The 13563-nt window shown below is 62.8% G+C and carries 15 protein-coding genes and 1 tRNA gene; 9 read left to right on the forward strand and 7 right to left on the reverse strand.

What is annotated here, in order from left to right; genetic code table 11:
- From J6497_RS35165 to J6497_RS35175, 3 genes are all read left to right on the forward strand, one after another.
- Window positions 1-150, forward strand: a 150-nt coding sequence (locus J6497_RS35165; RefSeq protein ID WP_225707938.1) for a transposase, incomplete at its 5' end; no start/stop codon positions are given.
- Window positions 151-409: 259 nt separating this feature from the next.
- On the forward strand, window positions 410-967 hold the full coding sequence (locus tag J6497_RS35170; protein ID WP_225708795.1) for an NmrA family NAD(P)-binding protein: 558 nt from the start codon (window positions 410-412) through the stop codon (window positions 965-967).
- Between the two features lie 124 nt (window positions 968-1091).
- A complete protein-coding gene (locus tag J6497_RS35175; RefSeq protein ID WP_225708796.1) occupies window positions 1092-2471 on the forward strand; it encodes a cytochrome P450 in 1380 nt (459 codons plus the stop codon).
- A gap of 239 nt (window positions 2472-2710) precedes the next feature.
- Here J6497_RS35175 and J6497_RS35180 read toward each other — a convergent pair whose 3' ends face one another.
- Window positions 2711-3550, reverse strand: coding sequence for an SDR family NAD(P)-dependent oxidoreductase (locus tag J6497_RS35180; protein ID WP_225708797.1), 840 nt, complete (start codon window positions 3548-3550; stop codon window positions 2711-2713).
- A 199-nt stretch (window positions 3551-3749) separates the two neighbouring features.
- Here J6497_RS35180 and J6497_RS35185 point away from each other — a divergent pair, with 199 nt between their 5' ends.
- The 3 genes from J6497_RS35185 to J6497_RS35195 all read left to right on the forward strand — a co-directional run bounded on the left by J6497_RS35185 (window position 3750) and on the right by J6497_RS35195 (window position 7186).
- Complete coding sequence (locus tag J6497_RS35185) at window positions 3750-4712, forward strand: sensor histidine kinase (RefSeq protein WP_225708798.1); 963 nt, start codon at window positions 3750-3752, stop codon at window positions 4710-4712.
- Window positions 4713-4905: 193 nt separating this feature from the next.
- Window positions 4906-6678, forward strand: a complete 1773-nt coding sequence (locus J6497_RS35190; RefSeq protein WP_376708321.1) for a putative bifunctional diguanylate cyclase/phosphodiesterase — start codon at window positions 4906-4908, stop codon at window positions 6676-6678.
- Between the two features lie 103 nt (window positions 6679-6781).
- Window positions 6782-7186, forward strand: a complete 405-nt coding sequence (locus J6497_RS35195) for a YccF domain-containing protein (RefSeq protein WP_225708800.1) — start codon at window positions 6782-6784, stop codon at window positions 7184-7186.
- A gap of 4 nt (window positions 7187-7190) precedes the next feature.
- Here J6497_RS35195 and J6497_RS35200 read toward each other — a convergent pair whose 3' ends face one another.
- Window positions 7191-8270 carry an LLM class flavin-dependent oxidoreductase gene (locus tag J6497_RS35200; protein WP_225708801.1) on the reverse strand — a complete coding sequence of 360 codons (1080 nt, stop codon included), beginning with the start codon at window positions 8268-8270 and terminating at the stop codon, window positions 7191-7193.
- A gap of 128 nt (window positions 8271-8398) precedes the next feature.
- On the opposite strand from J6497_RS35200, the gene J6497_RS35205 reads away from it, so the two are divergent.
- Window positions 8399-8475, forward strand: a tRNA-Arg gene (locus J6497_RS35205).
- A 165-nt stretch (window positions 8476-8640) separates the two neighbouring features.
- Here the strand turns inward: J6497_RS35205 and J6497_RS35210 are convergent.
- Genes J6497_RS35210 through J6497_RS35220 form a run of 3 tightly spaced genes read right to left on the reverse strand, consistent with a single transcriptional unit; the run spans window position 8641 to window position 11036 of the window.
- A complete protein-coding gene (locus J6497_RS35210) occupies window positions 8641-9357 on the reverse strand; it encodes an Rv2686c family ABC transporter permease subunit (protein ID WP_225708802.1) in 717 nt (238 codons plus the stop codon).
- Between the two features lie 21 nt (window positions 9358-9378).
- Entirely contained in the window at window positions 9379-10107 is a 729-nt protein-coding gene (locus J6497_RS35215; protein WP_225708803.1) for an Rv2686c family ABC transporter permease subunit, read from the reverse strand.
- The gene (locus J6497_RS35220) at window positions 10104-11036 is read right to left on the reverse strand and encodes an ABC transporter ATP-binding protein (protein WP_225708804.1); all 933 of its coding nucleotides are present in this window, start codon (window positions 11034-11036) and stop codon (window positions 10104-10106) included. The genes J6497_RS35215 and J6497_RS35220 overlap by 4 nt, the downstream gene beginning before the upstream one ends.
- 123 nt (window positions 11037-11159) lie before the next feature.
- Here J6497_RS35220 and J6497_RS35225 point away from each other — a divergent pair, with 123 nt between their 5' ends.
- Both J6497_RS35225 and J6497_RS35230 read left to right on the forward strand, forming a co-directional pair.
- Window positions 11160-11867 (forward strand): TetR/AcrR family transcriptional regulator, encoded by a 708-nt coding sequence (locus tag J6497_RS35225; protein WP_225708805.1) that lies wholly within the window; start codon window positions 11160-11162, stop codon window positions 11865-11867.
- Window positions 11868-11918: 51 nt separating this feature from the next.
- Window positions 11919-12317 (forward strand): MAPEG family protein, encoded by a 399-nt coding sequence (locus J6497_RS35230; RefSeq protein WP_225708806.1) that lies wholly within the window; start codon window positions 11919-11921, stop codon window positions 12315-12317.
- A 338-nt stretch (window positions 12318-12655) separates the two neighbouring features.
- Here J6497_RS35230 and J6497_RS35235 read toward each other — a convergent pair whose 3' ends face one another.
- Window positions 12656-13081 (reverse strand): hypothetical protein, encoded by a 426-nt coding sequence (locus tag J6497_RS35235; RefSeq protein WP_225708807.1) that lies wholly within the window; start codon window positions 13079-13081, stop codon window positions 12656-12658.
- 92 nt (window positions 13082-13173) lie between these two features.
- Window positions 13174-13449: a hypothetical protein gene (locus tag J6497_RS35240; RefSeq protein ID WP_225708808.1), complete on the reverse strand. Its 276-nt coding sequence runs from the start codon at window positions 13447-13449 to the stop codon at window positions 13174-13176.
- Window positions 13450-13563: the final 114 nt, after the last annotated feature.

Raw genomic sequence — 13563 nt, forward strand, 5'->3', positions numbered from 1 at the left:
CAGGTCTTCGCACGTCTCAAGGGCGTCTACCGCTGGGCGCGCGCCCGCTATCTGGGCCTGAGACGCAACCAGACGCATCTGCGTCTTATCTGCCTCGCCATGAACCTCAAACGATGGGCGGTGCTGCAGCCCGTGGGAGCTGCGGCGTGACCGCCACCGCCCGCTGCCATCGGACGGCCCTGAAAACGCGGCCGTCAACCCTCGCGTACCGCCTGAGGCAGCGCAAAAAAATGCCTGACATCGGCTGCCACTCCCGCTCAGCCAATTAAGCAAAGCTCTCGCTTGCGGGAGAGGTCGGCGCACCCGGATCGGCGCTTCGCGCCGTCCGAGTACAGGCTCCGCGCCGGGTGGGCTCTCTCCACTCGGGGAGTCCCAATGCGGAAACACCCTCACCGCGCCCAAGAGCGTGGTGGCGCTCTTCACGATCGGCGCCGATGCCGAGCGGCAGAACCTGCTCAGCCAGCTCGGTCTGCTCGAACGCGCGCTGGCGACGCTCGCCATGCCGGTGACGTCCCTTCGCGCCGCCTGGTTCATGGACAACGCGGCGTTCGATCTCGCCTCCGCCCGGGATCACGGCGTCATCAGAAGCTATCTGCAACCGCTCGATCATGCGGTGCCGATGATCGCGACTGCCGATGTCGGTAACGCCGTCGCCGATCTGTTGCAGCAGAACTGGAACGGCGTCCGCGTCGTCGAGCTCGAAGCCGCGGAGCGCGTCAGCCCCAGGGCCACCGCCGCGGCGTTCTCAAAGGCGCTCGGCAAGCCGGTCAAGGCCGAGGCCGTGCCGCGTGAACAATGGGAAGCGATCTTTCGCGAGCAGGGCATGCGCAATCCCCTGCCGGGAATGCAGATGATCGACGGCTTCAACGAGGGTTGGATCGACTTTGCCGACAAAGGCGCCAATGCCCGCAAAGGCGCGATATCAATCGAGACCGCTATCGCCGCTTTGGTCAATGCGGCGAGATGAAACGCCGCAGCCTCGGTGGAGTCTGATCGACAGTTGCCTTGGCATCGGGCTTTGCAGGAGCAGCGCAACCGGGTATTTATGTGTACGGACGGCTAGTGGTAGCGGCCTGACCGGAGCAAGCGCCATGTCGATGCAGAGTGTGGCTCCCCCCACCTACAGCTTCACGCCGCCGAAACGCAACTCGCTCAAGCATATTCCCGGCGACGAGGGCTGGCCGATCATCGGTAAGACGTTGCACGTGCTGGCTGATCCCAAGGGTCATATCGAACGGAACGCCGCCAAATACGGCCCGGTCTATCGCAGCCATATGTTCGGCGAAACCAGCATCGTGCTGCTCGGGCCCGAGGCCAACGAGCTCGTGATGTTCGATCAGGCCAAGCAGTTTTCTTCCGAGCTCGGCTGGGGGCGCATTCTCGGCCTGCTGTTTCCGCGCGGGCTGATGCTGCGCGATTTCGAGCAGCATCGCCTGCACCGCCGCGCGCTGTCGGTCGCTTTCAAGGCCGAGCCGATGAAGTCCTATTTCACCGAGCTCGACAAGGGCATCGCGGCACGTGTGGCGCAATGGAAAACCAAGCCGGGCGAGATGTTGATCTACCCTGCGATGAAGCAGCTCACCCTCGATCTGGCCGCGACCTCCTTTCTCGGTGCCGACATCGGGCCCGAGGTCGACGAGATCAACCGCGCGTTCGTCGACATGGTGGCAGCGGCGGTGGCGCCGATCCGCCGGCCGCTGCCGCGCACGCAGATGGCGCGCGGGGTGAAGGGCCGCCGGCGCGTCGTCGCCTATTTCGCCGAGCAGATCCCGATCCGGCGCGCCAGGAAGGACAGCGGCAGCGACCTGTTCGCGCAACTGTGCAAGGCAACCCACGAGGACGGTGCGCTGCTTTCCGAGCAGGACATCATCGACCATATGAGCTTCCTGATGATGGCGGCGCATGACACGCTGACGTCCTCGCTGACCTCGTTCGTGGGCGAGCTTGCCGCCCATCCGGAATGGCAGCAGAAGCTGCGCGAGGAAATCGGCGCGCTCGGGATTTCGGCCGATCAGCCCACCAGCCTGGACCATCTCGCCGCCATGCCCTTATCGGAAATGGCGTTCAAGGAGGCGCTGCGGCTGAAGCCACCGGTGCCCTCGATGCCGCGCCGCGCCGTGCGCGACTTCACCTTCAAGGGCTTTGCGATTCCCGCCGGCACCATGGTCGGCGTCAATCCGTTGTTCACCCATCATATCAAGGACATCTGGCCCGAGCCCGACAGGTTCGATCCGATGCGCTTCACGGACGAGGCCCAGCGCAACCGCCACCGTTACGCCTGGGTCCCGTTCGGCGGCGGCGCCCATATGTGTATCGGACTGCATTTCGCCTATATGCAGGCCAAATGCTTCGCCCGCCATTTCCTGCAAAACCTCGCCGTCTCGCTGCCATCAGGCTACAAGCCGGACTGGCAGATGTGGCCGATCCCCAAACCCCACGAGGGCCTGCGGGTGATGCTGAAGCCGGCGTGATCTCTTTCGTCATTCCGGGGCGCGCGCAGCGCGAGCCCGGAAATCCATCGGTCCGCATGCACCAGCGGCGAAATGGATTCCGGGTTCACGCTACGCGTGCCCCGGAATGACAGGATGTTTTGAGGCGCGAGCTAAGCAATCATGCCCGCCCAAGCCGCGTTATGGATTGCTTGCTTCGCGGAGCCTGTCATCGGGCGGCGCTACGCGCCGACCCGGTGGCTCGCAATGACGGCGATTAGCTAGGCGCCCTGGTCGAAGGCCTTGCGCAGGGCGACGTAGCCCTGCTGCTGCTGGGTCCAGTTGCGGCCGCCGGTGATGGCGCCGTCGACGACGAGATCGTGGCCGTTGATGAAGGAGGATTCGTCGCTGGCGAGGAACACCGCAGCATGGGCGATATCGTCGGGCAGGCCGGCGCGCGGAATCGGCTGCGCTGTCTTGTAGACCTCGCGCATCACGGCCGGCGTCTTCTCGGCGGCGTCAGTTGACAATCCCAGGGCCTTGCCAAAGATGCCGGTCGCGATGGCGCCGGGCGAAATCGAGTTGACGCGGATGCCGGACTCGCCGAGCTCCATCGCCACGCATTTGGTCAGATGGATCACCGCGGCCTTCGCCGCGCCATAGACCACCGAGGAGGAGAAGCCGGCAAGCCGCCCGGCAATGCTGCCATTGTTGATGATGCTGCCGGAGCCCTGCTTCTTCATGTGCGGCGCGACATGCTTCATGCCGAGCATGACGCTGCGCACCAGCGTTGCCATCGCGGCATCGAAACGGTCAACCTCCAGGCCCTCGATGCCGCCGGTCTGCGCCGGACCGCCAGCGTTGTTGAAGAGGCAGTCGACCTTACCAAATTTTTCCAGCGCGAGCGCGATCAGCGCCTTCATCTGCTCTTCCACAGTGACGTCGGTCTGGCGGAAGATGCAGTTGGCGCCAAGTTGCGTGGCCAAGGCTTCGCCTTCGGCAATGCGGCGCCCGGCGATGATAACCTTCGCGCCCTCGGCGACGAAAACCTCCGCCGTACGCAGGCCGATGCCGCTCGTGGCACCCGTGATCACCGCAACCTTGCCGTCCAAACGTCCCATGTCGCTACCCTCTTAAGTAAGCTGCCAGTCGAATTCGATGGACTGGGATATTCCTGCCACAGGCGGAACAAGGCAAGCGGACTGTTCGGTGCACAACGCCGCCGGCTGTGGCCTGCGGCCCTCTGCCGGCCACAAATCGCGGCTTACCCGTCGGTTCGGCCTTATTTTGGATTCGCTGATCACCTGAAGTGACAAAGCCATGAAGAGATTGATCGACGAGTTCAGGTGCGGCTGGCGCGGGGACGCCCCGCCATCGCTCGGGCTCAGCATCGGCTTTGCAATCATCTGTCTGGCACTGGCGACGGCGGCGCGCTGGGGCCTGTCCCAGCTCCGTCCCGACGTATTCTTCACGCCGTATTTCCCGGCGGTATTCTTCGCCGGCGCCTTCGGTGGCTTGCGCATCGGAATCCTGACCGCGCTTGCGAGCGGCCTGCTCGGCCTCGCCCTCAATTTCGGCAGCACGGTCACCGATCCCACGCGGATCGCGTTGCTCTTGATGTTCTGGGCGGTGTGCGGCCTCACGATCTGGGGCGTCGAGCACTATCGCGCGATCGTCGCTGAGCAGCAGAAGATCGCCAAGCGCCTGATCGGCGAACAGGACTACCGCAAGCTCGTCGTCGACGAGTTGCAGCATCGGCTGAAGAACAAGTCCTCAACCATTCACGCCGTGCTGCACCAGGCGCTGCAAGACCAGCCGCAGATCTGGAGCCGCATCGATCATCGCATCCGCGCACTGTCGGCGACGGACGACCTGATCGCAAAGGTTGACGGCAATGGATGCGATATCCAGGACCTCCTGATCTCCGAGCTTGGTCCTTACGGCCATGTCCGATTCAGCCTGAACGGCGACCGCCTGTTCCTGCCCGCCAAGCTCGCGGTGAGCCTAGCCTTGATCTTTCATGAGCTCGCCACCAACGCCGGCAAGTATGGCGCGTTCTCCTCCGCGCGCGGCTTCCTGCAGGTATCATGGTCGGTATCGGACGATCGCCTCACCATCACCTGGGACGAGACCGAGGGGCCGGCTGTGGAGAATGTCGGCGAGCCGGGTTTCGGTACCAGGCTTCTGAAGTCGGCGCTGAGGCCATTCGACGGCAAGGCCGACGTCAGCTATCTCAAGACCGGTGTTCACTGCACCATGCAGTGCCGGATTCCCACGGCCTGAGCGCGCTTTTTTGCGCTCCGCTCCCAAGCGAAGGCGAAACGAAAGACAGCCGCAAACCCTCGATGATCGGGTTGACGCTCTGTTAATGACGATTGAGGCGGCGCCTGTTGAAATCTCCTATCGGCACAGATGTCGCGGTTTTTCTCAGTCCCACTTAACCAAAACTACAAGGGACTTTGCCAAGTTCGCGCGCATGTACAGTCCCATAAAACACGACTTTCAGATGGCCACAGCCGTGGCCGCGAATGAGGGCGAACTCCATTCCGAATTGCGGATCCTGCGTGATGTCGTCAGGCTGCTGCCTGCTGGCGTCACAGTCCAGGACGAGCAGGGCAACTTCCTTGTCGTGAACGACGCCGCGGCGGCGCGCTTCCAACTGGCAAGCGATGCAATAGCCGCGCAACTTGACGAGCGCCGCGAGACCTGTCGCGACTTGCTGCGCAGCGGCCGCTCCACCGTGCTGGAGGAAGCGGTTGCCTCCGGCGCAACAAAACAGGTGTTCCTCACCGCACACCGGCCGGTGCGGATCGCCGACCGCAATCTCTTGCTGTCGACTTCCGCCGACATTACCGAACAGAAGGCATTCGAGGACCAGCTATTCCGTTCCGCCTATTATGACGAACTGACCGGCCTGCCGACGCGGCGCGTCATCGAGCACCGCGTCAACAGCCTGTTGCATCGCGATGCCGCAGACAATCATTTCGCGCTCGCCTTCCTCGACATCGACAATTTCAAGCACATCAACGACTATTACGGCCACGCCATCGGCGACGCGCTGCTGGTGGAGATGACCCGGCGGCTTGGCCTGTCCTTACGCGAAACCGACATCCTGTCGCGCATCTCCGGCGATGAATTCCTGCTGCTGCTCAATCCGATCCAGACCGAGCAGGAGGTCGCCGATTACATCGCATTCATGCTGCAGCGGTTGAAGGCACCGTTCTTCATCGACCAGTCGGAGATCTTCGCCTCCACGTCGATCGGGGTGAGCCTTTATCCCGAGCACGGCCGAAGCTACGACGAGCTGCGCCAGAACGCCGACATCGCGATGTACCGGGTCAAGAATGGCGGCAAGGGCGCCGCGGCCTTCTTCGACGCCAGCATGGAAGTCGAGGCGACGGCGCGGATGAAGATCGAGCAATCGCTGCGGCTCGCGATCCTCGAGAAGCGTTTCTGCTGCGCCTTCCAGACCAAGGTCGATCTCAGGACGCATGAGGTCAGGGGCATCGAGGCACTGGTGCGGCTGCGCGACAATGAGGGCGTCATCCAGGCGCCCGGCACCTTCGTCAACCTTGCCGTCGAGCTCGGGCTGATCGACGAACTGACCCATCTGGTACTGGCGGAGATCGTGAAATCGATCGACCTGATCAACGACACCTTTGGCCCCGACGCCTCCATCAGCATCAATGTCGCGGCCAAGCAGGCTGCCAATCCCGAATTCATGCGGCCGTTCGCCCGCGCGCTCGAGGAGACAGGCTTTCCGAAGCGCTTCATGATCGAGGTGACGGAGGACGCCTTCGTCACCAAGTCGCATTTCCAGGAAGAGATCCTGCCGATATTGCGCCGGATCGGCGTCGGGATATCGATCGACGATTTTGGTATCGGCTATTCGTCACTGTCGGCGCTCGCCGACATCACCGCCGACGAGATCAAGATCGACCGCTCTTTCATCACCGACATCCATAAGCGCCCGCGCAGCCAGGGCATCCTGCGGGCGATCGAGTCCTTGAGCGAGGCGCTCGGCATGACCGTGATCGCGGAAGGCATCGAATCCTACGAGGAGCTCGCCTACCTGCATGCCGCGACCAAGATCCGCTATGCCCAAGGCTACTACTTCTCAAAACCAATCTTCCTGGACGACCTCAAGCCGTCGATACCGCTGACGAGCGAATCGCGAGCCAGCCTGGCGAGCCGGGCGACGCAGGAAGCGCGTCCGGCCTACACCCGTACCAGCAGGTATCGGCGCTGAAACAGCCGACCGGGCGGCTATCTTGCGCAACCACGATGACGTATAAATATGGAGTGGGCAGGCCACGAGGCAATCCGGCCACAAGGCAATGTCGAGTGAACCCATGTCCCCTCTTTCCATCCTCCTCAATGTGCTCTGGATCCTGATTGGCGGCGCATGGATGGCCTTTGGCTGGCTTGTCGCTGCGATCATCATGGCGATCACCATCATCGGCCTGCCCTGGGCACGCGCGGCCTTCAACATCGCCGTCTATACCCTGCTGCCGTTCGGCTCGCGGGCGATACGCCGCGACGAAATCACCGGCGAGAGCGACGTCGGGACCGGCCCGCTCGGGCTGCTTGGCAACGTGATCTGGTTCGTGCTCGCGGGCTGGTGGCTTGCGCTCGGTCACCTGCTTACGGCGATCATCTGGGCGGTCACCATCATTGGCCTGCCCTTCGCCTGGGCGCACCTGAAGCTTGCCGGGATTGCGCTGTGGCCGATCGGTAAGACGATCGTGCCGGCCTGATCCGCTACGCCGCCAAGCGGCCGCGATTGTTCGCCGCGAGGATCGGACGGATCAGCCGTCCAAACCGCTCGGCCTCCTCGTCATGCAGATAGCCGGACAGGCAGAAGGAATGGCAGCCGGCATCGATGAATTGCTGCAGCATGTCGGCGCATTGGGCGGGATTGCCGACCACGGCAATACCGGCGCCGGGCCGGACCTTGGTGATGCCGGTCCACAGATGCGGCAGCAGGAGATCGCCATGCTCGCGCGCGAGCTGCTGCACGCGCTGGTTCGCCACTGAATTGTTGTAGAGCGTCTTCATCTCCTGCTTCTGCCGTTCGGTGGCGTGACGGACCAGCTGGTCGGCTGCCTCCCACGCATCCGCTTCGTTCTCGCGGCAGATCACCTGCAGCCGCATGCCGAAACCGATCTCCTGCTCGCGGGCGTGACCGCGCGCCAGCGTCCTGATCTCGGCGATGTTCTGCGCGATCCGTTCCGGCAGGTCGCCCCAGAACAGATGCACGTCGGAATGTTTCGCCGACAATTCCCACGCCTGCCGCGAGCCGCCGCCGAGATAGAATTTCGGAAACGGCTGCTGCAGCGGCCGCGGCCGGATATGCGCACCCGACAGCGTGCGGAACCTGCCATTGAAATGCACCGGCCCGCGCGTGGTCCACAGCGCCTTCAGGATCGAGACCTCCTCGTCCATCAACGCGTAACGCTCTTCCTTGGCGTAGCTGACACCCTCGGCTTCGACCTCGCTCTCGTTCTGCCCTGCGATCAGGTTGATGCAGATGCGTCCGCCCGACATCTGGTCGAAGGTCGAGATCATCTTGGCAAGCAGCACGGGATTGATATAGCCGGGACGTGCCGCGACCAGCGGCTTGATCTTCGACGACCTTGCCGCCATGAAGGCGCCCGTAATCCAGGCCTCCCAGCACACCGAGCCGACCGGGATCAGCAGATACTCAAAGCCCGCGCGTTCCGCGGCCTGCACCACGCGCTCGCAGAGTTCCGGCGAGCCGGGCACCTGCGCTTCCATCAACCCATAAGCCGTGGTGTCGCCGTGTGTCGGCAAATACCAGCCAAATTCCAGCGGGCGCATGGCGAATCTCCTTGGGCAGGCGGCGCTTGTACGCAGCTGCTGCAACCCAGTTTATCGCCTGTGCCCGGCCGGACAATCACCTCAAGGCCGTTGCCGACAGCAGACCAATCGGCTAAATGAACGGCTAGGCACCCGTAGCTCAGCTGGATAGAGCGTTGCCCTCCGAAGGCAAAGGTCACACGTTCGAATCGTGTCGGGTGCGCCAAACTCCGCCGAATCTACAATTTCCTGCGAGTTGCTGCATTCGGCTGCTCCGATAGAGTTTCGTTGCGGCAAGAGCGGCGGTGTTCGGCGGCCTTCGGCGTTCGCATCAGCGCATTGCCCTTCGGCGGTTCGCCAACAGCACGGATTGTTCTGGGATCATCGCGCCTCACACCGCATCGCGGTTCTGCCTGCGCTGATAGGCGCCGATGGACGCCGCGATGAGCACCGCCCAGAAGACGATGCCGCCCAGTGCCCAGAGATAGCCATCCGCCGTAGCTCCCTCGATGAAGGCCAAGATCGATTTCACCGACCATGTGGCGGGCGACAGGAACAGGAACTGCGTGTACCAGGCATCCTGCGGGATGAAGAGATAGAGCGCTGCGATCTGCACATAGAGGTTGAGGACCCTGAACAGGCCGAACGCCTGCACCTTGTCGCGCGACAGCGTCGGCACGGTGATGGTGGTCCAGACGCTGGCGAGCGAAAGGGCCAGCAGCGGGGGCAGCCATTGGGTGAGCGGCAGCACGATCATGCGCGTCGCCAGCACCATTACGAGCCCGTAGGACAGGACCAAGAGGACGCACATGCCGATACGCAGGGCGAGCACGTGACTCAGCGGCAGCGGCGAGACGCGCAGCGCCCGGTCGACGCCACTGTCCATCTCGTCAACGATCAGCACCGCCGCCAGATAGCCTACACCCGGCATGTAGCCGAGCAGCAGCAGAAGCTGGATCGTGACCCACCAGTTGGAGAAATATCCGAGAGCGCGCACGACGGCAGCGATGGCCACGATCCCCAGCATCAGTCCGATGATGTTGGTCAGCACCCGATCGCGCCGGATGCTGGCGAGATCATGGGCGGCGAGGCTCATGAGCGGGGACATGGTGTACCTCCTGCGGGCGCCTTAGCTGCCGACATAGCCGATGGTGCGCGTATGCAGGGCAAGCGCCCACCGCAACAGCACCGCACTGACGAGTGCCATGTAGCTGAAAGCGTAGAGTGTCTCGGCGGTGGTGATGGCGGACGGGTCCGCCGCCCACAGCAGTGCGCGCAGCATGGCGTGGCCGGGGTTGATCCCGAACAGGGCCCAGGCGAGCCAGCCCTCGACCGCGCCGAAATGGGCGAGGAAAGGTAGGAACAAGAGGATAGAGATCGGGAAGGCGCGGGCGATAAAATGGTTGATCGAGTTGGCTGTCGCGACCAGGACGAGGCCGCCGAGCACGCCGAGGGCGCCGGTGAAGGCGAGCGCCAGCGCGAAGCGCAGGACCAGCGCGGTCGGCGGCCGCCAGTAGGCGACAATGACAATGGCGAGGCCCCCCACGATGGTCAGCGCTGTGAAGGTCATGAGCTTAGCGAGTACATAGTCGGCCGGCGAGGCGGGGGTCACGGCGAGAGCCGGCGGCGTATTCTGCGAGCGCTCCAGCAACACTAGCCCGCCTATAAAGCTCGCGCCGACGATCGCCGGGTCAAGGAACAGGATCCCGGTGATCACAGTGTCGGGCGCACCATCGGGCAGGAGCGCCACCGCCGTCGTGAAGAAGGCGGTGGTGAAGACCGTGAAGAGATAGATGCGCTCGCGCATCTGCACGCGGATGTCCCAAAGCGCCAGCCGCAGGAGCAGTGCGGGGTTCACGCGGCTTCCTCCACATGATCAAGCGAGGTGCCAGTGACGTCGCTGAACACCTGATCGAGACTGGCTTCTTGGCTGTGCAGCGTGCGAACGGCGCCGGCCCTGAGGATGGCGAGAAAACGCGCATCGTCGGCAAGTCCATCGAGGGGGAATTCATCGGTCTCGGCCACGTCGCGGCCGTGCGTGATCCGCACGGTGCGGCGGCCGTATTTCGCCTTGAGGGCCTCAGGCGCATCGAGCGCCGCGAACCGGCCTGTAACCATGAAGGAGACCCGGTCGCAGAGCTCGTCGACATCGTTCATATTGTGCGTGGTGAGAACGACGGTCTTGCCCGCTCGGCGGAGGTCCGCGATCAAGCGCTTGATGATGCCGGCGTTGATGGGATCGAGACCGGCGGTCGGCTCGTCAAGGAACAGGATTTCCGGATCGTGCTGGATCGCGCGCACGAAGTTGAGGCGCATGCGCATGCCTTTTGAGAAGGTCTCCACCTTCTTGTTCGCGGCATCCGCAAGGCCGACTAGCGCCAGCAACTCCAGCGGGTCGCGGCTCTTCCGTTTGTAGAGCGAGGCGAAGAATCTGAGGTTCTCGACGGCGGTGAACTTGACGTAGTGGTTGGGCAGTTCGAACCCGACGCCAATGGCCTCGAAATAGTCCTGCCCCCAGGACGGGAGTGGCTTGCCCAGCACCTCGACCGCACCCTCGAAGCGCCGTTGCTGGCGTGTCAGCACCTTTTGCAAGGTGCTCTTGCCTGCGCCCGAAGGCCCGAGCAGTCCGAAGATCTCGCCGTGCGCCACGGAAAAGCCGACCCCGTCCACGGCCGGTTTGGCCTGTCCGTGATAGCGGAAGGTCAGATTCTCGACCCGGATGGCGGCCGGCGTGATCGCCGGCGCAGCCGATCGGTCCGAAGGCAGGTCTGGCGCCCTCCTCCTCATGACATGGCTCCTTCCCGCCCTTCCGGCTCACCGTGCCCACTGGCATCAGGCATTGCGGCACTGGCCAAGGACGTCTATATAACAAACCGACGGTCGGTTTCAATGGGAAACATAGGAGATGGCGTGACTCGATGGGTAAAGAAGAAGCCTGATGCCCGGCGCAACGAGCTGCTCGACAGCGCTCAGGCGCTGTTCCTCAGCAAGGGCTACGAGGCGACCACGGTCGCCGACATCATGGAGCGGGCGGGCGTCTCCAAAGGTGGCTTCTATCACCACTTCTCCGCCAAGGAGTATCTGCTTGAAGCGCTCGCCGAACGCATGGCGGCCGACGCCCTAACCCGCCTTGAGCCCATCCTCGACGAGAGAGGCCTGGATGCAGTGGCCCGCATGAATGCTGTCCTCTCGCAATCCCGCCAGCTCAAGATCGAAGACGCCGCAGCGATCCGCGCCGCTTTCGACGCGGTCTTCAAGCCCGAGAACATCGTTCTCTACCATCGCCTCAATAGGGCCACAGGCAAGGTCATGCTGCCGCTGTTTGTCGATATCTTGAGGCAAGGAAAGGCCGAGGGCCGTTTCCGCATCGACGATCCGGCGACAACCGCAGAGATCATTCTGCACCTCGGGGCGTCGACACGCGACGCGGTGGCGCGCGCCATCGAGGCATCCGGCACGTCACAGCTTGAAGAAGCGGCGACCGCGCTCGACGAGCGCCTGCGCCAGCAGGGGATCGCCATCGACCGGATCCTGGGCCTGCCGGACGGTACGATCGCCTTCTCCGAGCCGGGATTTGCAAGGGCCGTGATGAGCGCACCAGCTGAGGTTAGAAGCTGAGCGGATCGATATGATCTATATGCGCCTCTTAGAAGAGGACACTGGATGGGCATGAGCTTCGAGCTAATGGTGCTAACAGCCGCAAGTCTTTGGGGCTTCCTTCAACTCGTCGCCGCGGCGCAGGTCGCAAACGCGCAATACGGCCTCAAATGGGCTGCGAGCTCGCGCGACGTCGAGATGCCGCCGCTCAAGCCCATCCCCGGGCGCATCAACCGTAACTTCCGCAATTATATGGAGACCTTTCCGTTCTTTGCGGCGGCAGTTCTCACGGCTCAGGCGGCAGGCGTTCACAATGAGCTGACGTATTGGGGATCGATTGCCTATATCGGCGGGCGCATAGCTTACACCGCGCTCTATGTATCCGGGATACCGCTCATCCGCTCGCTGTTCTGGAACATCGCCGCCTTTGGCATGCTCGCGGTTTTGGCGGCACCTTTCTTTCCGCGCTGAAGCGAGTGGAGGCGAGCGGCTGATGGACATCGATTACTCAAATGCCAATCCCCTTTGAAAGCACTACCTCATCCAGAACGCGCCGAAACGGGACCCTCAATCGTAGCAGCGATGGCGGTTCTCGGACACTCGCGGCAACACTCGCAGACTAAAGAGCAGAATATCATAGGGCTCCAGCGGAGACGTAGTTATCAGCTTCATCCACGCTGGGGCGCCAATAATTCAGTAAGTTGCGTAGATCGCCAGATTCTGCACAGAATCAAAACTCACCATAGACTCTCCGACGGAAATACCGGCCTTAGCCGCGGTCAACATCGCGCGGCGGTAGGACCGAGCCTTCAGTCGTCATCCGCTCCTTGAATGGAGAGACCTTGGCCATATGGGTTCGTCGGGCTATCCGGCGTATGTGGATTGCCGGCACCGTAGGGATTGTTGACGCTGTCTGGCGCGAAGCGACTTCCATAGCGGCCGTATGGATTTGAAATCGAATCCGGATCATACGGGTTGCTGCTTAGGCGCCCACGATAGTTTCCCTCGCTGTCATACAGCTTGGGTCCATCCGTCGCATACGGATTGTTGGCGGAGTTATTGCTGTAAGCGCTGCCATGCTGCCCGTACGGATTGTTGATGCTGCTTGGATTGTAGCGGCTACCAGCACCGTAGGCGTTCCCCGTCGAGTTCGGGGCATATGGGTTGGCGGAATAGTTGCCGAGGTATTGCGCGCCGGCACCCGAGGTCGCCACAACCAGCAGCCCAATACTCAAGGCCATCCTCATCGGCATTTTCTCTTCGCTCCAACATCAAGGGCGGTAAGCGGAAATTCTCTGAAGTCTATGCTGCGCCGTCGGGCGCAGTGCTACCTCAGCCCAAGCAGCGAACGCCGGTAGCCGCTCGCGCGGGCTTCGCTCGTGCACACAAAACTGCCGGTGTGACCCCGTCCGTAACGTTTCTGCCCTTTCAGGTAATAGCGCGTGCGTCGGAAATCGAGCCAAACCACGGAATCATCGGGGCAATGCCGCTGCGCCTGGGCTTGATAGCGAAACGGCGTGAGCGGCACGGCCTTCGCCTCGTGTGCGGCGCACACCAAAACTGAGAAGGCAACGACAAGTCCACTGTGCCTGACCGAGATCATAGGCGCTCCCCCACCCTTTCCAGCGCCCCGATCCATACCATTTTCGTCACGCCGCCTGAAGACGGCCCGAGCGGACTGTGATAGCTTCAATCAGTCGCGATTGAGCGAGCAGCA

Origin of the sequence: Bradyrhizobium cenepequi (assembly GCF_020329485.1) — a bacterium.
Lineage (GTDB): Bacteria > Pseudomonadota > Alphaproteobacteria > Rhizobiales > Xanthobacteraceae > Bradyrhizobium > Bradyrhizobium cenepequi.